Source organism: Kosakonia sp. MUSA4 (assembly GCF_013085925.1).
Lineage (GTDB): Bacteria > Pseudomonadota > Gammaproteobacteria > Enterobacterales > Enterobacteriaceae > Kosakonia > Kosakonia sacchari_B.
In genome coordinates this window covers 559,228-580,558 of sequence record NZ_CP025697.1, presented here as the reverse complement: position 1 = coordinate 580,558, position 21,331 = coordinate 559,228, and the positions used below count along the sequence as shown (strand labels likewise).

Genomic DNA, 21,331 nt, shown 5'->3' with positions numbered 1-21,331 from the left:
CTCTTCTTCTCCTGATTATTTGGCGGTGTTGCGATACTGCTCAATGAGCTCAATAAAGTGGTCAAACAGCGGTGCGGCATCGTGCGGCCCCGGGCTGGCTTCCGGGTGGCCCTGGAAACTGAACGCCGGTTTGTCGGTGCGATGGATGCCTTGCAGCGTGCCGTCGAACAGCGATTTGTGCGTCACCCGCAAATTGGCAGGCATCGAGGCTTCATCAACGGCAAAACCGTGGTTCTGCGCGGTGATCATCACGGTGTTGTTATCAATATCTTTTACCGGATGGTTGCCGCCGTGGTGGCCGAATTTCATCTTCATGGTTTTCGCGCCGCTCGCCAGCGCCAGCAGTTGATGGCCAAGACAGATGCCGAACACCGGAATATCCGTTTCGAGGAAGGTTTTAATCGCCTCAATCGCGTAATCGCACGGTGCCGGGTCGCCAGGACCGTTGGAAAGGAAGATACCGTCCGGATTGAGTTTCAGTACGTCTGCCGCCGGGGTTTTCGCCGGTACAACCGTTAAACGGCAACCGCGATCGACCAGCATACGCAGGATATTACGTTTCGCGCCGTAGTCGTAAGCGACAACGTGGAACGGTAATTCGCTTGCCGCTTTCGCCTGCGGCAGTTCGCCTGCCAGCGTCCAGCTGCCTTGCGTCCAGCTGTAGGTTTCCGCCGTCGTCACTTCTTTTGCCAGATCCATTCCGTTCAGGCCCGGGAATGCTTTCGCTTTCTCCAGCGCCACTGCGGCATCGACATTATCGCCGGCGATGATGCAGCCGTTTTGCGCGCCTTTTTCGCGCAGCAAACGCGTCAGCTTACGGGTATCGATATCGGCAATCGCCACAATGTTATGGCGCTTCAGGTAAGAAGAGAGGTCTTCGGTATTGCGGTAGTTGCTGGCAATCAGCGGCAGGTCACGAATGACCAGGCCTTGCGCATGTACCTGAGAGGATTCTTCGTCAGCGGAGTTGGTGCCGACATTGCCGATATGAGGATAAGTAAGAGTGACGATTTGGCGGGAATAGGAAGGATCAGTGAGGATTTCTTGATAACCGGTCATTGAAGTATTGAAAACGACTTCCCCAACTGCCGTGCCCGTTGCCCCAATGGCCCGACCGTGAAACTGGGTTCCGTCTTCCAGAACCAATAGCGCTGACTTAATCAAAACGTCCTCCAGAGAATATTCACTCACTTTATTTGCATATTAATTCATATTGAGATGATGAATCAATGCAAATTTGCTGGCCGTGGATTTTTGGCAAACGGCGGCATTCTGGAGAGATGTCGGTTAAAAGTCAACTTTTCTCCCATATTTTTCTTAGTCTTTTACGCCACTGCCCTTCATTACTGGATTTAACAGATAAAAAGATCAAAAAAACCAGCCACGAAAACGCTTTCGTAGCAAGAAAACTTCAAGAGAGGCGCTCCTGGCACAAGAAAGTGGACCAAACGGTCAAAATTTACATTTCAGCGTGAAAAAAAGAGAAGATAAGTGAAGATTAGACCACTCTGGCCTGAGAAACAGAGAAAAAAAGAGAAAATAAAAGGGCAATAAAATACTGCCCTTTGCAATCAAGTAATTACGACTGCAACAACCACATCACGATGGGTAATAACTCTTACAAATTGTTGAGATCCAGCACATCTCGCATATCAAAAAGTCCATTATGCTTTCCTTTCAGCCACAAAGCGGAACGCACGGCACCATTGGCGAAAGTCATGCGGCTGGAGGCTTTATGTGTAATTTCTACACGTTCGCCAATATCGGCGAACATAGCTGTATGTTCGCCGACGATATCGCCTGCACGTACCGTGGCAAAGCCAATCGTGCCAGGAACGCGCTCACCGGTATGCCCTTCACGTGAATAAACCGCACACTCTTTTAAATCTTTATTCAGAGACTTCGCGATGGCTTCGCCCATCGCCAGCGCCGTGCCCGACGGCGCATCGACTTTGTAGCGGTGATGCGCTTCAACGATCTCGATATCGGTGTAATCGCCCATCACTTTCGCTGCTTTCTCCAGCAGCTTCAGCATCACGTTTACACCAACGCTAAAGTTCGCCGCGAAGACAATCGCAATATCTTGCGAGGCCTCGCTAATCGCTTGTTTGCCCGCGTCGTCAAATCCGGTGGTGCCAATCACCATGCCTTTGCGCTGCTGGCGGCAAAAGGCCAGATGCGCCAGCGTCCCTTCCGGGCGAGTAAAATCGATAAATACGTCGAAATCGTCTTTCACTGCATCAAGGCTGCTCTGTACCGTCACACCGGTTTTCGCCGTGCCGGCCAGTTCACCCGCATCGACACCTACCAGGGAAGACCCTTCACGTTCCAGTGCCGCGCCAAGCGCTACGCCTTCCATAGCCAGTGTGGCCTGGATCAATTGGCGGCCCATACGCCCGCCAGCACCCGCGATGGCTACGCGGATTGGTGCATCATGCATAGTTGTACTCTTTTGTTAAAAAAATGCGTAAGAATCGTTTCCAGATTAACCAGCCCACGTCGGGGCCACCAGCCGAAAACACCGATAATTAGAAATTAATGATATACAGCCGGAAATATCAGTAAAAGGCATGATTCATCAGGGTGCGAGCGCCAGCACTTCTGCCGCCCAGTGACGAAAACCCTCCACATCAATATCCAGCGCAACCTGCGCATTCGGTTTCTGCTTCAGCTTGCCGTCGATATCCACCACCGTCGTGCCGGAGGTGTATTGCCCCTGAGTCTCCACCGCCACAAAACAGGATTTCAGCGTAAACAGTTCCGGGCGTGCCAGCCAGGCAATCGCGCAGAGATCGTGCATACGCAACCCGGTGGCCATGCTGCCGCTACGATAGTGACTAAACAGCGCATGCAACATATGCCCGGTTTTGTTGAGCGCGGGCAGCGTCGCGAGGAACTCAGGCGTCAGCGTCGCCCGGTTCGTGACATCCAGCCCGCACATCACGATCTCAAGGCCGCTCTGAAAAACACGGGCAGCAGCTTCGGGATCGATAGCAATATTGAATTCAGCATTGGGTGTGAAGTTACCCCGACCGGCGGAGCCGCCCATCATCACCAGACGACGGATATTGAACTGGCACTCCGGGTAGTGCGACAGCAGCAGAGCGATATTGGTCAATGGGCCGATGGTCACCAGCGTAACGGGTTCCGCAGACGCCATTAGCGTATCGCGTATTGCCTGGAATGCCGGTTTAGCCAGCGGCTGGCGCTGATGCTCAACGAAATCGTAACCATCCATGCCGGACTCCCCGTGCACTTCGGCGGCGCTGTGCAGCGGGCGCAATAAGGGTGTCGACGCACCTTGCGCCAGCGGGATATCGGCCTGCCAGAAGTTGAGTAGTTGCAGGGCGTTGCGAGTGGTTTTTTCCAGCGAGACATTACCGGCGACGGTAGTAATCAGTTTAAGTTCGCACTGCGGCGCATACAGCGCGGCGGCAATGGCTACGGCATCGTCAATGCCCGGATCGGTGTCGAGAATCATTGGCAAACGCATAGTGCCTCCTGAAGTGAAATCCATAAAAAATGCCAGACTGAGTCTGGCATCTTCGCATAACGTTTAGGGCAAAATGTTATTCGACCTCGCGAACATCAACCCTTAGCTCTTTTGGCACTTCAAAGACAATGTTTTCTTCGCGGCCTTCCAGCGGGATGGCTTCACCGCCGCCCAGCTCCTGCAGGCGGACAATCACGTTCTGCACCAGAATGTCGGGCGCGGAGGCTCCGGCGGTTACGCCTACACATTTGATGTCTTTAACCCAGGCTTCCTGGATATCAGAAGCGTCATCGATCAAATAAGCGCGTTTGCCCATCCGCTGCGCCAGTTCGGCCAGACGGTTGGAGTTGGAGGAGTTTTTCGAGCCGACCACCAGCACCACTTCCGCCTGTTCAGCCAGCGCCCGCACCGCTTCCTGGCGGTTCGTCGTGGCGTAACAGATGTCATCTTTACGCGGGCCAACAATCTGCGGGAAACGGGCGCGCAGTGCGTCAATGACATCAGATGTATCGTCCACTGAGAGCGTGGTCTGCGTCATAAATGACAGTTTGCCCGCATCTTTGATGTTGAGCGTAGCAACATCGGCAGGCGATTCGACCAGGTACATGCCCCCTTTCGGGTTGCTGTACTGCCCCATGGTACCTTCCACTTCCGGATGCCCGGCGTGACCGATCAGGATCGCTTCCTCACCGCGTCGGCTGGCGCGAGCCACTTCCATATGCACTTTTGTCACCAACGGACAGGTGGCGTCGAAAACCGTCAGATCGCGGCTTTTCGCTTCGTTACGTACCGCCTGGGAAACACCGTGGGCAGAGAAAATCAGGATTGCGCCATCCGGCACTTCACTTAACTGCTCAATGAAAATAGCCCCGCGCTCGCGCAGGCTATCAACAACATAACGGTTGTGCACCACTTCGTGACGCACATAAATTGGCGCGCCATACAGAGCCAGCGCGTTTTCAACAATGCTGATAGCGCGGTCAACGCCGGCGCAAAAACCGCGCGGGTTAGCCAACAGGATCTGCATTCGTTTCCTCCAGTACCGGATCGACTTCCAGTACATCGATATCAAAATGGACGGTTCTGCCCGCCAGCGGATGGTTGAAATCGACGGTGATAGAGTCGCCGTTAATTTCACGGATCACGCCCGGCATTTCGCTGCCATCCATTGCGGTAAAGAGCATAATCGCCCCGATTTCAGGCTCCCCGGCATCCATAAACTCACGGCGGGAGAAGTACTGAATCAGGTCCGGGCTCGGCGTACCGAAAGCGGCATCCGGTTCGAGAGAGAAAACCTTTTTCTCCCCGGCTTTCAGACCCAGCAGATGTTGCTCAAGCCCCTCGGAGAGCGAGCCGTCACCCAGACGAAACAGCGCCGGTTTGCCGTTGTTGCGGGTTGACTCGGCAAGAGAGCCATCTTCGAGCTTGAGCGTGAAGTGCACCAGCACTGCGCTATCGCTCTGTACGGATTTAGACATGCAGGTTGCTCGCTTGTTTTGACTCACCTGTTTGCCCGGTGGCGCTTTGCTTACCGGGCTAACAGGCGGCCACAAATTCTGTAGGCCGGGCAAGCAAAGCGCCACCCGGCATTGACATTTACATCTGCTCTTTCGCTGCAGGTTTAGGCAAAAAGCCTTCCAGCACAATCAGCGCCGCGCCGATACAAATTGCGCTATCGGCAAGGTTAAAGGTAGCAAAATGCCAGTCGCCGACGTAGAAATCGATCATATCGACGACAAAGCCATGCCATAAGCGGTCGAAGAGATTACCGAGCGCGCCGCCGATAATCAGCGCATAAGCGATGTTATTCAGCTTTTGCGTGGCTTTTCCACGGTACATCAGCACCGCCAGCACCACGCTGATGCCGATAGCGATACCGGCAAAGAACCAGCGCTGCCAGCCGCCGCTGTCCGCCATAAAACTGAATGCCGCGCCATAATTACGCGCATAGTGCAGATTGAGCGACGGGAACAGTGACACCGTATCACCCAGAGCAAAGTTCTGGAGGATCAGGTATTTGCTGCCCAGATCGATAATCAGCACAACCACAACCAGCCACAGCCAGCGCAGTCCTGTAGAACAGAGAGGCTTACTCATCAGGCAAACTTACGTTTTTCGCCGTCGCCGGCGACGTTGCTCACACAGCGTCCGCAGATATCTGCGTGTTCCGCCACCTGGCCGACATCATTGGTGTAATGCCAGCAGCGCGGGCATTTATCACCATCGGCTTTGCTCAGCGCGACTTTCAGCCCTTTGAGCAGTTCGCTCTGCTGAGCGTCTGCTGAAGCGCTGGCATAATCCGCAACTTTCGCCCCGGAGGTCAACAGGACAAATCGCAATTCGTCGCCCAGCGCGGTTAGCTTCGCCGCCAGTTCCGGCTCGGCGAACAGCGTAACTGCCGCTTCCAGAGAGCCACCGACTTTCTTGTCAGCGCGCGCCTGCTCAATCACCTTGTTCACTTCACCGCGCACCTTCAGCAGCTCGTCCCAGAAGGCGTCGTTCATCGCTTCGCTTTCCGCCAGGCCGAACAGGCCTTCGTACCACTCACCGGTAAAGACATACTTCTCACGATCGCCCGGCAGGTAGCCCCAGATTTCATCGGCGGTAAAGGACATGATCGGTGCCATCCAGCGCACCAGCGCTTCCGCGATGTGGTACAGCGCGGTCTGGCAGCTACGACGCGCCACGCTGTCCGCTTTCGCGGTGTACTGGCGATCTTTGATGATGTCGAGGTAGAACGACCCCATTTCGATGGAGCAGAAACGCATCAGGCGCTGCACCACTTCGTGGAAATCATAGGAATCATAAGCCTGGACAATATCTTCCTGAGCCGCTTTCGCACAGCCCACCGCCCAGCGATCCAGCACCACCATCTCTTCCGGTTTCACCATGTCTTTCGCCGGATCGAAGCCGTTGAGGTTCGCCAGCAGGAAGCGCGCGGTATTACGGATACGACGATAGCTGTCCGCTGCGCGTTTCAGGATCTCGTCAGAAACCGCCATTTCGCCGGTGTAATCCGTGGAAGCGACCCACAGGCGCAGGATATCCGCGCCCAGTTTGTTCATCACATCCTGCGGGGAAACGGTGTTGCCGATGGATTTGGACATCTTGCGGCCCTGACCATCCACGGTGAAACCGTGAGTCAGCACCTGACGGTACGGCGCTTTGCCCTTCATCGCCGTGGAGATCATCAGCGAGGACATAAACCAGCCGCGATGCTGATCCGAACCTTCCAGATACATATCCGCTGCGTGACCAGCAAACTCCGGACGCACATCAACCACGGAAGCGTGAGTTGAACCGGAATCGAACCATACGTCCAGCGTATCCGGCACTTTGACATAGTTGTCAGCGTCATCACCCATGATGTCGCGCGGGTCGAGATCCCACCATGCCTGAATACCGTCGGCTTCAACGCGTTTGGCAACGGCTTCGATCAGCTCCAGCGTGCGCGGATGCAGCTCTTCGGTGTCTTTATGCACGAACAGCGACATCGGAACGCCCCAGGTACGCTGACGGGAGATACACCAGTCAGGACGGTTGGCGACCATCGATTCGATACGCGCCTGGCCCCAGTCCGGGATCCACTGCACGCCTTTGATTTCGCTAAGCGACTGCGCACGCAGACCTTTCTGGTCCATGCTGACAAACCACTGCGGCGTCGCACGGAAGATGATCGGCGATTTATGACGCCAGCAGCACGGATAGCTGTGCTGCATTTTTTCAACGTGCAGCAGCGCGCCTTTTTCCGTCAGCAGCGCCACGATGATGTCGTTCGCTTTGAACACATTCACGCCATCCAGCGTCGGGTAAGTACCCGGCAGATAGGCGCCGTCCGGACCAACCGGGTTGGCGATTTCCAGACCGTATTTCAGGCTGATGGTGTAGTCGTCCGGGCCGTGACCGCCAGCGGTATGGACCGCACCGGTACCGGCTTCCAGCGTAACGTGATCGCCGAGGATCGCAGGGACATCAAAATCCAGGAACGGATGCTTAAAGCGCATCAGCTCCAGCTCTGCGCCTTTCACCGTACCCAACACATTGTATTCTGCGGTGCCGATGCGTTTCATCACGCTTTCGACCAGATCTTTCGCCAGGATCAACGCCTGACCATCAATCTGCACCAGCGCATACTCAAATTCCGACGCGAGAGAAATTGCGCGGTTAGCCGGCAGTGTCCACGGCGTGGTAGTCCAGATAACCAGAGAAACCGGGCCGTTAACAGCTGCAACGCCAAATTTTGCTTTTACTGCGTCCTGGTCGACAGCATGGAACGCCACGTCGATGGATGGCGACGTTTTGTCGTAATACTCCACTTCGGCTTCCGCCAACGCGGAACGGCAGTCAACACACCAGTGCACTGGCTTGGCGCCTTTAAGCAGGTGACCGTTGCCGATGATTTTGCCCAGTGCGCGGATAATATTAGCTTCGGTTTTGAAATCCATGGTCAGGTACGGGTGTGACCAGTCGCCCAGCACGCCGAGACGGATAAAGTCTTTGCGCTGACCGTCAACCTGCGTTGCGGCATATTCACGGCATTTGGCGCGGAACTCCGCGGCGGTGAATTTCTCACCCGGCTTACCGAACTCCTGCTCCACTTTCAGCTCGATAGGCAGACCGTGGCAGTCCCAACCCGGAACATAGGGAGAGTCATAACCTGCGAGTCCCTTGGACTTCACAATAATGTCTTTCAGAATCTTGTTAACCGAGTGACCAATATGAATGCTGCCATTCGCATATGGAGGGCCATCATGCAGAATGAAGGTTTTTTTGCCTTTTTTCGCTGCACGGATGATGCCGTACAGGTCATCATCAGTCCAACGCGCCAGCATTCCCGGCTCACGCTTGGCGAGATCGCCGCGCATCGGGAACCCTGTTTCCGGCAAATTCAGGGTAGATTTATAGTCACTCATCAGATTCTCGGTTCCGTATTTCGGTTTGATTAATACCACCAGGCCTTAAGAAGCCGGTTTAGATAGCCCAAAAAACTCGCGGGCCGCTACCTCATCGCGGGCGATTTGCGCTTTCAGCTCATCGAGCGAGGCAAATCGCTGTTCATTGCGTAATTTTTTACGCAACACTACATCTATATGGCGCCCGTAGAGGTCTATTACAACATCCAACAGATGTACTTCCAGCTGCTGGCGCACGCCTGCAACCGTCGGGCGGGTGCCGATATTGGCAACGCCCGGGTAAAGCGTATCGCCCAGTCCAGCCACTTCCACCGCATAGACCCCTTTTACAGGGGAGACCTGACGGCGCAGCGGTAAATTCGCCGTCGGGAAACCAATGGTGCGCCCCAGTTCATCGCCATGCACCACGCGCCCGGAGATACTGAACGGATGGCCGAGCAATTGTTCAGCCAGCTCAAGATTGTCGTCAGCCAACGCCTGACGCACCGCCGTGCTGCTCACACGGACGCCGCCATCAAAGAAAGTTTGCGTACTGGTGACGTCAAAGCCATATTTCTGACCGGCCTTCTGTAATAACAAGAAATCCCCCTGGCGACCAGCGCCAAAACGGAAATCGTCACCCACTGCGAGAAATTTCACACCAAGGCGGTTAACCAGCAGTTCACTGACAAAGGCTTGTGCGGTGAGCGCCGCAAAACGGCGGTCAAAACGAACACACAGCACGTAATCCACGCCGCAACCGGCCAGCCAGCGCAGCTTTTCACGCAGCCGGGTAAGGCGCGCAGGGGCTTTCTGCCCGGCGAACAGTTCCAGCGGTTGCGGTTCAAAGATCATCACCACCACCGGCAAACCACGCGCCCGGCCTTCTGCGCCAAGCCCTTGTAAAAGCGCCTGATGGCCACGATGCACGCCATCGAAATTACCAATCGTCAGCACACACCCGTGGGGGGCCTGGCTGAGGTTATGTATGCCGCGTATCAGCTTCATGTCTGGCTCAAAACAGTGAAAATCGTCGGATTATACCTTGTACAACGGGCAACGTTAACCGACGATTGCCTTCACACAGCAGAAAGGAGAAGGATTTCATCAGGCTGCCCGCCGCTGGCATGAAAATCTGGCACCGTAAGCGATTTTTCTGGTGGAAAAGCTGTATTCGCGACAAGCAAGCTGTTAGAATCTTGCGCCATCACTACGTAACGAGCGTTGTATCTTAACGGCGCTTATTTGCACAAATCCATTGACAAAAGAAGGCTAAAAGGGCATATTCCCCGGCCTTTGAATTGTCCATAAAGATCATATTTGGGAGTTGGACCTTGGCTAATATCAAATCAGCTAAGAAGCGTGCCGTTCAGTCTGAAAAGGCCCGCAAGCACAACGCAAGCCGTCGTTCAATGATGCGTACTTTCATCAAGAAAGTATACGCAGCAATTGAAGCTGGCGACAAAGCGGCTGCGCAGAAAGCATTTAACGACATGCAACCGATCGTGGATCGTCAGGCCGCTAAAGGTCTGATCCACAAAAACAAAGCAGCGCGTCATAAGGCTAACCTGACCGCGCAGATCAGCAAACTGGCTTAATCGCTACGTTTACTGGCTTTGTGAAAAAGACCCGCTTCGGCGGGTTTTTTTATTTCTGCGGCGAGTCGAAAAGTGTCGAGTAATCCTGATTGCAGATACGCTGCACGGCAGGATGCTGAATCATCCGCTCGGCAAAAATCGCGTGATACTCCTCCATCACATTATCCACCCGACCCATTTCAACCATGCTTTCATCGGCAAAAAGATCGTGAGCGTAGCGCGTCGGGGCGACAAAAATAGCATTGTGCGCGGCGCCAAACGCCTTCATCAGCGCGGCATCATCAAATTCGCCCAGAATCTCCACCTGTAAACCTTGCGCATTAAACCAGTTCAGCAGCCTGCGCCCCAGCATTGAACGTCGCCCTGGGATCAATAAGCGCCGTTCCTGCAAACAAAACGGAAAAGGCGTTTGCGGCGGCGGATTACTGCCCCAGAAACTGATGCTGCATTCGCCAATTTTCACCGAAAAAAGCCCTTCTTGCTGCGTGGAATCGATCGGGCAGTCAGAGATAATCATGTCGAGTTTATGCTGGCTTAGCTGCTCCAGCAGGAGTTCATGTGTCGATTCAAAACAGCGCAAATGGATCGGCTCGCCCTCGCTTACCACCGCACTAAGGATATTGCTGACCAGCCGCTTGGAGAGCGCATCCGCCACGCCGACATCAAATAACAGGCTGGACTCTTTGCGGTAGTTGATGATGTCGAGCATCTCCTGGCTGAGCGTGAACATCTTATCCGCGTAGCGAAACACCAGCTCGCCCAGTTCTGTCGGCTCCAGCCCCCTGCCCTTACGTTTGAAGAGCTTGCCTTGTAGCCGTTCCTCGAGAGATTTAATTTGCCCGGTGATGGTCTGCGGCGTCAGAAAGAGCGACTCCGCCGCACCAACGACGGAGCCTTCACGGTAGACGTGCCAGAAGTAATACAAATGGTTGTAATTGATATACGACATAGCCCTCTACTCACTTCCGTCGCTATGTGCGAACGATACGGGTACGCAGCAGGCAATAACCCGCCACTGCCGAGATAATCGAGCCGGTGAGGATCCCCAATTTACTCCAGGCAATCATCTCCTCATGGGCATCGCCAAAGGCCAGCGAGGCGATGAAAATCGACATGGTAAAGCCAATGCCGCACAGCACACCTACCGACATAATCTGTTTAAATGCAGCGCCCTGCGGTAACTTCGCCAGCTTTAAACGTAACGCCAGCAAGCAGAAGATTGTGATACCCAGCGGCTTACCAAGAACCAGCCCGGCAATAATACCTAACGGCAGCACATCTCCCAGCCCGGATACAGACATTCCGCTCAGCGATACGCCGGCATTCGCAAAAGCAAATAACGGCAGGATCAGCCATGCAACCCACGGATGAATCGCATCGACCAGTTGGCGAGCCGGAGAAACACCGTTCTGCTCACGCAGCGGAACAAAGAAACCGACAACCACCCCGGCGAGCGTCGCGTGGACACCGGATTTTAGCACCGCAGTCCACAGCACTATCCCAACCAGCATATAGATGCCGATGCGCCGTACATTACAGGCATTCAGTATCGCCAGTATGGCAATGGATGCTGCCGCCACGCCCAGCGCAGTGGTTGAGAGATCGCTGGTGTAGAACAAGGCAATAATGATAATCGCCCCCAGATCGTCAATGATCGCCAGCGCCATCAGAAACACTTTCAGCACAACAGGTACGCGATTACCCAGCAAAGCAAGGACACCGAGAGCAAAGGCAATATCCGTCGCGGTTGGAATAGCCCAACCGTGTCGCGCCAGTGGATCGTGGAAATTGAACAGCAGGAAGATCAGCGCGGGCGCAACCATACCGCCAAGGGCGGCAATCACCGGAAATACGGCCTGCTGGCGGCTCGCTAGTGCGCCCTGTACCAGTTCATATTTCACTTCCAGGCCAATCATCAGGAAAAATATGGCCATCAACGCATCGTTGATCCATAGCAGCATGTTTTTATTGATTTCCAGCGAACCGAACTTGAATTCGACGGGCGTCGACAGGAAGTTGTGGTAAAGATCCTGCGTTACTCCAAGATTGGCGCACAGCATTGCGAGCGCTGCCGCAATGATAAGTACAATGCCCCCAGCGGCATCGCTGCTAAAGAAACGCTGTAAAAGCTTCATGTTATTCTCTCGTTCACTATTCCATTGTGCGGGCTATCTTACCCTTCGCGAATCCTCGATAAAATCAGATTATAATTGGGTATAGATTCTCTTTTTCCGAGTAGTGCCAAAAACGATAAAAAAGCCCGGCATAAAGCCGGGCCTGATGTACGCGGTGCGGAAGGCTTAGCGCGTCAAATCGTCGAAGAATTTTTTCACACCGTCGAAGAAGCTCTTGGAGCGCGGGCTGTTGTGCTCGCCCGTCGGGCCGCCAAAGCTGTCCTGCAGATCTTTCAGCAGTTGCTTCTGCTTTTCGTTCAGGCCAACCGGTGTCTCAACAACGACGCGGCACAACAGATCGCCCTGCGCGCCGCCACGGACGGACTTCACACCCTTACCGCGCATGCGGAAGAGTTTTCCGGTCTGGGTTTCGCTGGGTACTTTCAACTTCACGCGACCATCCAGCGTCGGCACTTCGATTTCACCGCCCAGCGCCGCCATGGCAAAGTTGATCGGCACTTCGCAGTACAGGTTATTGCCTTCACGCTCGAAGATAGGGTGCTGTTTCACCTGCACCTGAACGTACAGATCGCCTGCCGGTGCGCCATGCTCACCCGCTTCACCTTCGCCGCTCAGGCGGATGCGATCGCCAGTGTCCACGCCTGCCGGGATTTTGACGGACAGGGTTTTGGATTTCTCCACGCGGCCATGACCGTGACATTTGTTGCACGGATCTTTAATCAGCGTACCGCGCCCCTGGCAGTGTGGACAGGTCTGCTGTACGGCAAAGAACCCCTGGCGCATCTGTACCTGGCCGGAACCATGACAGGTCGGACAGGTTTGCGGCTGAGTACCGGGTTTAGCACCGCTGCCGTGGCAAATGTCGCACTCTTCCAGTGTCGGAATGCGGATCTCTTTAGTTACGCCGCGAACCGCTTCTTCCAGCGTCAGATCCATGTTGTAGCGCAAATCAGCGCCACGGGCTGCGCGCTGACGACCACGACCGCCGCCGAAGATATCGCCGAACACATCGCCGAAAATATCACTGAAGTCAGCGCCGCCGCCAAAACCGCCGCCGCCGAATCCACCGCCACCCATTCCGCCCTGCTCAAATGCCGCATGGCCGTACTGGTCGTAAGCCGCACGTTTCTGGGCATCGGTCAGGACTTCGTAGGCTTCTTTTATTTCTTTAAATTTGGCTTCGGCCTCTTTATCGCCCTGATTGCGGTCCGGGTGATATTTCATGGCCAGGCGTTTGTACGCCTTTTTGATTTCACGCTCTTCCGCTGTTTTCGGAACGCCTAAAATCTCGTAATAATCTTGCTTCGCCATCGGTTTATCTGCCCCTTAACATACGAGCACGGGCGTGGAGAAAACTCCGACGCCCGTGCTGGTTATCTACCCTGCATCAGGGCGATTATTTTTTGTCTTTGACTTCTTCGAACTCGGCGTCGACAACATCGTCATCTTTCGCGTTGTTCGCGGAAGCATCAGCGCCCGCTTGCTGCTGTGCGTGCTGCTGTTGTGCGATTTCCAGCAGTTTCTGAGAAGCCTGCGCCAGCGCCTGCATTTTCGCTTCGATTTCAGCTTTGTCTTCGCCTTTCAGCGCAACTTCCAGCTCGCTCAGCGCAGACTCGATAGCCGTTTTGTCTTCTGCCGGCAGTTTATCGCCTGCTTCTTCAACCTGCTTACGCGTGCTGTGCAGCAGATGGTCGCCCTGGTTACGGGTTTGCACCAGCTCTTCGAACTTACGGTCAGATTCCGCATTCGCTTCTGCTTCACGAACCATTTTCGCGATTTCTTCTTCATTCAGACCCGAAGAAGCTTTGATGGTGATCTTCTGCTCTTTACCGCTGTTTTTGTCTTTCGCGGAAACGTGCAGGATACCGTCAGCATCGATATCGAAGGTAACTTCAATCTGCGGCATACCGCGCGGCGCCGGGTTGATACCATCCAGGTTGAACTGACCCAGAGATTTGTTATCAGACGCACGTTTACGTTCACCCTGCAGCACATGGATGGTTACAGCGGACTGGTTATCTTCCGCAGTAGAGAACACCTGGCTGTGCTTGGTCGGGATGGTAGTGTTTTTATTGATCAGCGCAGTCATCACGCCGCCCATGGTTTCGATACCCAGCGACAGCGGGGTAACGTCCAGCAGCAGAACGTCTTTAACTTCACCAGTCAGAACACCGCCCTGAACCGCAGCACCGATAGCAACGGCTTCATCCGGGTTAACGTCTTTACGCGGCTCTTTACCGAAGAACTCAGCCACTTTTTTCTGCACCATCGGCATACGCGTCTGGCCACCGACCAGGATCACGTCGTTGATGTCGGATACGGACAGGCCAGCATCCTGCAGTGCGACTTTCAGCGGCTCGATTGAACGGTTAACCAGATCTTCCACCAGGCTTTCCAGTTTCGCGCGAGTCACTTTAATGTTCATATGCTTCGGACCGGTCGCGTCTGCGGTGATGTACGGCAGGTTCACGTCGGTCTGCTGTGCGGAAGAGAGCTCGATTTTCGCTTTTTCTGCCGCTTCTTTCAGACGCTGCATCGCCAGCGGATCATTACGCAGATCGATACCCTGATCTTTCTTGAACTCTTCCACCAGGTAGTTGATCAGGCGGCTGTCGAAGTCTTCACCACCCAGGTGGGTATCACCGTTGGTAGCCAGTACTTCGAAGGTTTTTTCGCCGTCAACTTCATCGATTTCGATGATAGAGATATCGAACGTACCACCGCCCAGGTCGTAAACCGCGATGGTGCGGTTGCCGGTTTCTTTATCCAGACCGTAGGCCAGCGCTGCCGCTGTCGGTTCGTTGATGATACGTTTCACTTCCAGACCTGCGATACGGCCAGCATCTTTGGTTGCCTGACGCTGAGCATCGTTAAAGTAAGCAGGTACGGTGATAACCGCTTCAGTTACCGGCTCACCCAGGTAATCTTCGGCAGTTTTCTTCATTTTTTTCAGCACTTCGGCAGAGATCTGCGGCGGTGCCATTTTGGTGCCTTTTACATCAAGCCATGCATCGCCGTTATCAGCAGCAATGATTTTGTACGGCATGATGGCTTCGTCACGCTGGACTTCTTCGTCCTGGAAGCGACGGCCGATCAGGCGTTTGATCGCAAACAGGGTGTTTTGCGGGTTCGTCACGGCCTGACGTTTAGCCGGCTGACCTACCAGAGTTTCACCATCCTGTGTGTAAGCAATAATAGAAGGAGTGGTGCGATCGCCTTCAGCATTCTCCAGCACACGAGCCTGAGTGCCATCCATAATGGCTACACAAGAGTTGGTTGTCCCAAGGTCGATACCAATAATTTTACCCATCTAAACGTCTCCACTAAAAATTCGTCATCATGTGGTTGTGAACCTGTAATAAGGGCGAAACGTGCTGTTTCAACCACCCTGTATCGTTTTTTTTCAGGCCCACACACTGCGGTTGACTACAAGATGGGGTCTCTAAGCGGCTCATCAAGGGGCAAACGATAAAAAATTTTTTAATTTACACCTGTTCAGATCATAGACAGGCCTATTACCGCTATTTATGATGCCGCGCCCCGCCAGTTCAACAGGGTGCGGGGACTTTCATTTCTCCCTTTTCATATTGATCTATTTTGAGGAATTATGGGCAACACTAAGTTGGCTAATCCGGCTCCGCTGGGCTTAATGGGTTTCGGCATGACCACTATTCTGCTTAACCTGCACAATATTGGTTTATTCCCAATGGACGGCATTATTCTGGCGATGGGCATTTTCTATGGCGGTATCGCGCAAATTCTCGCAGGCCTGCTTGAATATAAAAAAGGCAACACCTTTGGTTTAACTGCGTTCACCTCTTACGGTTCTTTCTGGTTGACGCTGGTCGCGATTCTGCTGTTTCCGAAAATGGGTCTTGCGGATGCGACAAACGGCCACTTCCTCGGCGTTTATCTGGGGATTTGGGGCGTCTTCACCCTGTTTATGTTCTTCGGCACGCTGAAAGGCGCGCGTGCGCTGCAGTTCGTTTTCCTGAGCCTGACCGTACTGTTCGCCCTGCTGGCGGTAGGTCATCTGGTTGATAACGAAAGCATCGTACATATCGCGGGTTGGATCGGTCTGGTTTGTGGCGCGAGCGCCATCTACCTGGCGATGGGCGAAGTGCTGAACGAACAGTTCGAACGCACCGTTCTGCCAATTGGTGAAAAGCATTAATTCCTGCGCTGAATGCTAAAATGCGAAGCCTGGCTTCGCATTTCTTCTACATCCCGATTCCTGATACTCTCCCGCCCCAACCGTTACAGTCTTTTATTAACTCGATACATAAAAGCAGAGCTTTTCGCTGTTAATTACCCTCTGCCCGCTCAAACTGAAAACGGAGCCTGAGGCTCCGTTTGTTTATGCTTGCTCCACCGGCCGCTCTGCTACGCTATCCTGGTGATGAAGATCCTGGCGCAGCCAGATCCCCAGCGCCAGACCAATCAGCGACAGCGCCAGCACATACCAGGCAGGTGCCATCGGCGAAACGCCCATTAGCATGGTCACCGCAATCGGCGTCAGGCCGCCGAAAATAGCGTACGAGACGTTATACGAGAATGAGATTCCGGTAAAGCGAACCTCTGCCGGAAACGCCCGCACCATCACGTACGGAACCGCGCCGACCACGCCAACGCACAGCCCCACCAGGCCATACAGGACGAAAAGCTGCTCAGGGTGTGCGCCCACCAGGTGGTAGAAAAACCAGCTGGTACAGGCAAGCAGCACACTGCCAATAATAAAGGTGCGACTGGCGCCAAATTTATCGACCAGCAGCCCGGCGGCCAGACAACCGAAGCAAAGCATAATGGTCGCGATGCTGTTAGCCTGCAACGTCAGAGCCGGAGCAAAACCATACTGTTTTTGCAGCCAGACCGGCGACATCAGAATAACCACCACAATCCCGGCGGAAAGCAGCCAGGTCAGCAGCATGGAAATCACCACCGCTTTTTTATGTTTCAGCACGACCGATTTAACAGGCAATTCCTGCGCCAGCGCTTTACGTTGCTGCATCTCAAGAAAGATCGGCGTTTCTTGCAACCAGCGTCGCAGATACATCGCCACCAGGCCAAATGCGCCACCCAGCAGGAACGGAATACGCCAGCCGCCATCATGAATAGTTTGCTGGGTCATGCTGGTATTCACCAGCGTCGCCACCACCGAGCCAAGCAAAATCCCTACGGTCAGGCCCGCAGTCAACGTACCGCAAGCAATACCGATGCGACGAGCCGGAACATGTTCCGCGACAAACACCCACGCGCCTGGCACTTCGCCACCGATGGCCGCGCCCTGTAAAACGCGCATCAAGAGCAGCAACAGCGGCGCCACAATGCCTGCTGAGGCATACGTTGGCAGCAAGCCAATCGCCAGCGTCGGCAACGCCATCAGCAGAATACTCAGGGTAAACATCTTCTTGCGCCCGACCAGATCGCCGAAGTGCGCCATGACAATGCCACCAAGCGGACGCGCCAGATAACCGGCGGCAAAAATGCCAAAGGTTTGCACCTGGCGCAGCCATTCCGGAATATCCGCCGGGAAGAAAAGCTCGCCAACGACGGCGGCGAAGAAAACGAAAATGATGAAATCGTAAAACTCCAGCGCACCGCCAAGGGCAGCAAGCGTCAGCGTTTTATAATCCTGTCTGTTCAGAGGACGAGTGGTATTTGACATAGCGAACCATTTGTAAATAGGGAGTGCTGATTTAATTATTACGAATTGTGTAAATTAAAACTTACTATACCGTAAATGAATCAACACGCCATGGTTCGCCGCCGTAATTTCAGAAAAGATCAACTTTTAGGATAATGTTTCGCGCCGTGCATTTTTAGGCCGGAAAGATGCTACGACTTGCGGATTGGTTTCCACATAAGGTCCGTCAAGCAACTGTACACAATACGGTACGCTGGCAAAAATACCGGGCACTTTCACTTCGCCATCAGCGCCTTTTAACCCTTCCAGCGTCTCTTTAATCGATTTGGGCTGGCCGGGCAAATTCAGGATCAATGCCTGTTTGCGGATCACGCCAACCTGGCGGGAGAGGATCGCCGTCGGTACAAAATTGAGGCTGATTTGCCGCATCTGCTCACCAAACCCCGGCATTTCGCGATCGGCAACCGCCAGCGTCGCGTCCGGCGTTACGTCGCGTCGCGCAGGCCCGGTGCCGCCAGTCGTCAGCACCAGATGGCAGCTCATTTCGTCCACCAGTTCGCACAGCGTTTGTTCGATGATGCTTTGCTCGTCCGGGATCAATCGGGTCTCAATCTGAAACGGGGTTGTCAGCGTGCTGGCCAGCCACTCTTCAAGTGCAGGAATGCCTTTGTCCTGGTAAATACCGCTGGATGCGCGATCGGAAACCGAAACTAAACCAATGCGTAGTGTGTCCATATTCATTCCGTTCAAAAAACCTATTTAACGAAATGATACACGCTGAGGGGAAAGGCAGACAGTAGGGAGAGAAGAAGCGTGACCGGAAAACCGGCCACGCCTGAAGATTACAGCAGATCGCCGATCATTTTTTCCAGTTTTTCCTGGTCAACGGCAAACTTACGGATACCATCCGCCAGTTTATCCACCGCCATCGGATCCTGGTTATGCTGCCACAGGAATTCCGCTTCGGTGATGCGTTCCGGACGCGCTTTCACTTCACCGGTATACGCCAGTTTGCGCTCGAGGGTGCCAGCACTTTCAGACAGCTCTTTCAGCAGCGCCGGGGCGATGGTCAGACGGTCGCAGCCTGCCAGTTCGATGATTTCACCGGTATTACGGAAGCTGGCGCCCATCACCACGGTTTCATAACCGTGCTGTTTGTAGTACTGGTAAATTTCGGTTACGGAAACCACACCCGGATCTTCTGCCGGTGCGTACTCTTTCTTGTCGGTATTGGCTTTGTACCAGTCGAGAATACGGCCTACAAACGGGGAGATCAGGAATACGCCCGCTTCGGCACATGCACGCGCCTGCGCGAAGGAGAACAGCAGCGTCAGGTTACAGTTGATGCCCTCTTTTTCCAGCTGTTCAGCAGCGCGAATACCCTGCCAGGTAGAGGCCAGTTTGATCAGGATGCGATCGTTGCTGATACCGGCATCGTTATACATCTTGATCAGGCGTTTCGCTTTGGCGATAGAGGCTTCGGTATCGTAAGAGAGACGAGCATCAACCTCGGTAGAGATACGGCCAGGGATCAGTTTGAGGATTTCCAGACCAATGTTCACCGCCAGGCGATCTGTCGCGTCAACAATCTGCTGCGCGCGATCGCTGCTCTGAGCGCGAGCCCATGTTACGGCGTCATCAATCAGCTTACGGTATTCCGGAATTTGCGCAGCGCCAAGGATCAGAGAAGGGTTCGTTGTTGCATCCTGCGGCTGGTACAGTTTCATTGCCGCAATATCTCCGGTATCAGCCACGACTGTTGTGTACTGACGCAGGGAGGTCAATTTATCCGTCATGATAGTATTTCTCTTTAAAGATACCCTGAATAATCCATGTCAGGCTCACGACACGTTTGCGCCCCTGAAGCACAACCGCAGCCAGCGCACCTGAACGTGAAGTATGACGAGTATACTTGTTAGGGGGATGTAACCGGTCTGCACTGATGATAACACGACGACCTGCCAGCGCAACCGCAGACAATGCTGTGTAAATAGTATGGTAAACTCTCCTAATTAATTGCCTGCGAAGTGATGTGCTTCCAATGACAGCCTCGCCCCAGGTTACAAACCCGGCATCAACAAGAGGAATGTTAATGCCTGAATTTTTCTCGTTTATCAGTGAAATACTCTGGGGCTCATTCATGGTGTACCTGCTGGCGGCAGCGGGTATCTGGTTTGCTGTCCGCAGTCAGTTTGTCCCCTTTCGTTTTCTGCGCGACTTTGGGAAAAGCCTTAAAAGCAGCCGCACGCCACAACCTAACGCACTCACCGCTTACCAGGCACTCTGTCTGAGCATGGCAACCAGGCTGGGCAGCGGCAACCTGGCGGGCGTGGCCTTTGCATTAACCTCCGGCGGGCCAGGCGCCGTTTTCTGGATGTGGATCTCCGCGCTCATCGGCATGGTGATAAGCTTTGCCGAATGCTCTCTGGCACAACTGTATAAAGAGCGTGATACGGAAAATCAGTTTCGCGGCGGCCCGGCATGGTATATGGCGCGCGGTTTAGGTATGCGCTGGATGGGCGTGCTTTTCTCAGTGTTCCTGCTGCTTTCGTATGGCCTGGTGTTTAATACCATTCAGTCCAGCGCCGTCGCACGGGCCATGCACTTTGCGTGGGGCGTGCCGGGAATCGCCAGCGGCATAGTGCTGGCGCTCTGCGTACTCTTTTTCATTGTCCGGGGATTAAAACCGGCCACACGGCTGATGCAGTGGTTGGTACCAGTGATAGGGCTTATCTGGATCCTGGCCAGTCTGGGCCTCAGTCTTTGGCATGCTAACTTACTGCCCGGAATTTTTGCCGCCATCATTAAAAGCGCTTTCGGCTGGCAGGAAGCGGCGACAGGCACGATGGCTTACACCCTGAGCCAGGCGATGACCAGCGGTTTTCAGCGCAGTATGTTTGCCAATGAAGCCGGGCTGGGATCGTCGCCTAACGCCGCCGCGATGGCCGCCTCATGGCCGCCGCATCCGGTAGCACAGGGAATTGTGCAAATGATCGGCGTGCTGACGGATACCTTCCTGGTCTGCACCGCCAGTGCGCTGGTATTGTTGCTGGCGGGTACGGTTCCGCTAAGCGATGCATTTGGTGGCATCCAACAGTTGCAGCAAGCCATGACCTCATTGACCGGTGGCTGGGGGGCGGGCTTTGTCGCCTGCATCGTCGTGCTCTTCGCCTTTACCTCGATCGTCGCGAATTACATTTATGCGGAAAATAATCTGATCTTTTTACGCTGCAGCAGCACTCGAAATCTCTGGCTGCTGCGCATCGGTATTTTATTGATGGTGGTGGCAGGTGCCATACCCAGCGTGCCGCTTATCTGGCACATTGCCGATGTCGTGATGGCGCTGATGGCGATGATCAACCTGACCGCCATTTTGCTGCTTTCGCCGGTAGTCAGAGTGCTGGCCCGCGACTATCTGCGCCAGCGCAAACTGGGAGTCATGCCGGTCTTCGACCCGAAGCGCTATCCAGAAATAAAGCGTCAACTGGCGCCAGGCAGTTGGGATGACATTCCCCGCTCGTAGCGCTAATCGCAACTATCGATCAAGTCTGTCGGTTTTTTTGCTAAAG

19 protein-coding genes and 1 pseudogene are annotated in these 21,331 nt (G+C 54.2%); 3 read left to right on the top strand and 17 right to left on the bottom strand.

The features are described 5' to 3' along the window. Window positions 1-15: 15 nt before the first annotated feature. From carA to C0557_RS27340, 9 genes and pseudogenes are all read right to left on the bottom strand, one after another. Window positions 16-1,164, bottom strand: a complete 1,149-nt coding sequence (carA, locus tag C0557_RS02770) for a glutamine-hydrolyzing carbamoyl-phosphate synthase small subunit (protein WP_035886544.1) — start codon at window positions 1,162-1,164, stop codon at window positions 16-18. A 454-nt stretch (window positions 1,165-1,618) separates the two neighbouring features. Further along, window positions 1,619-2,440 carry a 4-hydroxy-tetrahydrodipicolinate reductase gene (gene dapB / locus C0557_RS02765; protein ID WP_208657415.1) on the bottom strand — a complete coding sequence of 274 codons (822 nt, stop codon included), beginning with the start codon at window positions 2,438-2,440 and terminating at the stop codon, window positions 1,619-1,621. Window positions 2,441-2,578: 138 nt separating this feature from the next. Continuing rightward, window positions 2,579-3,493: a ribonucleoside hydrolase RihC gene (rihC, locus tag C0557_RS02760; RefSeq protein ID WP_208657414.1), complete on the bottom strand. Its 915-nt coding sequence runs from the start codon at window positions 3,491-3,493 to the stop codon at window positions 2,579-2,581. 76 nt (window positions 3,494-3,569) lie between these two features. Continuing rightward, the gene (ispH, locus tag C0557_RS02755) at window positions 3,570-4,520 is read right to left on the bottom strand and encodes a 4-hydroxy-3-methylbut-2-enyl diphosphate reductase (protein WP_208657413.1); all 951 of its coding nucleotides are present in this window, start codon (window positions 4,518-4,520) and stop codon (window positions 3,570-3,572) included. Beyond that, the gene (gene fkpB, locus C0557_RS02750) at window positions 4,501-4,971 is read right to left on the bottom strand and encodes an FKBP-type peptidyl-prolyl cis-trans isomerase (protein ID WP_043955073.1); all 471 of its coding nucleotides are present in this window, start codon (window positions 4,969-4,971) and stop codon (window positions 4,501-4,503) included. The genes ispH and fkpB overlap by 20 nt, the downstream gene beginning before the upstream one ends. A 118-nt stretch (window positions 4,972-5,089) precedes the next feature. After that, window positions 5,090-5,590, bottom strand: coding sequence for a signal peptidase II (lspA, locus tag C0557_RS02745; protein ID WP_074774889.1), 501 nt, complete (start codon window positions 5,588-5,590; stop codon window positions 5,090-5,092). Then, entirely contained in the window at window positions 5,590-8,406 is a 2,817-nt protein-coding gene (gene ileS, locus C0557_RS02740; RefSeq protein WP_208657412.1) for an isoleucine--tRNA ligase, read from the bottom strand. Before ileS ends, lspA begins: the two co-directional genes overlap by 1 nt. A 45-nt stretch (window positions 8,407-8,451) precedes the next feature. Beyond that, window positions 8,452-9,393: a bifunctional riboflavin kinase/FAD synthetase gene (gene ribF / locus C0557_RS02735; protein WP_208657411.1), complete on the bottom strand. Its 942-nt coding sequence runs from the start codon at window positions 9,391-9,393 to the stop codon at window positions 8,452-8,454. 7 nt (window positions 9,394-9,400) lie between these two features. Continuing rightward, window positions 9,401-9,615: pseudogene (locus C0557_RS27340) on the bottom strand (DUF2575 domain-containing protein). Window positions 9,616-9,719: 104 nt separating this feature from the next. Between C0557_RS27340 and rpsT the strand changes: the two are divergent. Further along, the gene (rpsT, locus tag C0557_RS02725) at window positions 9,720-9,983 is read left to right on the top strand and encodes a 30S ribosomal protein S20 (RefSeq protein WP_043955079.1); all 264 of its coding nucleotides are present in this window, start codon (window positions 9,720-9,722) and stop codon (window positions 9,981-9,983) included. Between the two features lie 49 nt (window positions 9,984-10,032). Here rpsT and nhaR read toward each other — a convergent pair whose 3' ends face one another. From nhaR to dnaK, 4 genes are all read right to left on the bottom strand, one after another. Then, on the bottom strand, window positions 10,033-10,932 hold the full coding sequence (gene nhaR / locus C0557_RS02720) for a transcriptional activator NhaR (RefSeq protein WP_208657410.1): 900 nt from the start codon (window positions 10,930-10,932) through the stop codon (window positions 10,033-10,035). Between the two features lie 22 nt (window positions 10,933-10,954). Continuing rightward, a complete protein-coding gene (nhaA, locus tag C0557_RS02715; protein WP_208657409.1) occupies window positions 10,955-12,118 on the bottom strand; it encodes a Na+/H+ antiporter NhaA in 1,164 nt (387 codons plus the stop codon). Between the two features lie 165 nt (window positions 12,119-12,283). Then, a complete protein-coding gene (dnaJ, locus tag C0557_RS02710; protein ID WP_074774876.1) occupies window positions 12,284-13,429 on the bottom strand; it encodes a molecular chaperone DnaJ in 1,146 nt (381 codons plus the stop codon). Between the two features lie 85 nt (window positions 13,430-13,514). Continuing rightward, window positions 13,515-15,428, bottom strand: a complete 1,914-nt coding sequence (gene dnaK, locus C0557_RS02705) for a molecular chaperone DnaK (RefSeq protein WP_007373080.1) — start codon at window positions 15,426-15,428, stop codon at window positions 13,515-13,517. 297 nt (window positions 15,429-15,725) lie between these two features. Here dnaK and satP point away from each other — a divergent pair, with 297 nt between their 5' ends. Further along, window positions 15,726-16,292, top strand: a complete 567-nt coding sequence (gene satP, locus C0557_RS02700; protein WP_074774873.1) for an acetate uptake transporter — start codon at window positions 15,726-15,728, stop codon at window positions 16,290-16,292. 183 nt (window positions 16,293-16,475) lie between these two features. Here satP and C0557_RS02695 read toward each other — a convergent pair whose 3' ends face one another. The 4 genes from C0557_RS02695 to C0557_RS02680 all read right to left on the bottom strand — a co-directional run bounded on the left by C0557_RS02695 (window position 16,476) and on the right by C0557_RS02680 (window position 19,904). After that, window positions 16,476-17,783 carry an MFS transporter gene (locus C0557_RS02695; RefSeq protein ID WP_208657408.1) on the bottom strand — a complete coding sequence of 436 codons (1,308 nt, stop codon included), beginning with the start codon at window positions 17,781-17,783 and terminating at the stop codon, window positions 16,476-16,478. A gap of 126 nt (window positions 17,784-17,909) precedes the next feature. Beyond that, the gene (gene mog / locus C0557_RS02690) at window positions 17,910-18,497 is read right to left on the bottom strand and encodes a molybdopterin adenylyltransferase (protein ID WP_208657407.1); all 588 of its coding nucleotides are present in this window, start codon (window positions 18,495-18,497) and stop codon (window positions 17,910-17,912) included. Window positions 18,498-18,604: 107 nt separating this feature from the next. Beyond that, entirely contained in the window at window positions 18,605-19,558 is a 954-nt protein-coding gene (gene tal / locus C0557_RS02685) for a transaldolase (RefSeq protein ID WP_074774868.1), read from the bottom strand. Beyond that, window positions 19,548-19,904: a hypothetical protein gene (locus C0557_RS02680; protein WP_208657063.1), complete on the bottom strand. Its 357-nt coding sequence runs from the start codon at window positions 19,902-19,904 to the stop codon at window positions 19,548-19,550. The genes tal and C0557_RS02680 overlap by 11 nt, the downstream gene beginning before the upstream one ends. On the opposite strand from C0557_RS02680, the gene C0557_RS02675 reads away from it, so the two are divergent. Continuing rightward, window positions 19,855-21,285, top strand: a complete 1,431-nt coding sequence (locus tag C0557_RS02675) for a sodium:alanine symporter family protein (protein ID WP_208657406.1) — start codon at window positions 19,855-19,857, stop codon at window positions 21,283-21,285. The genes C0557_RS02680 and C0557_RS02675 overlap by 50 nt on opposite strands. Window positions 21,286-21,331: the final 46 nt, after the last annotated feature.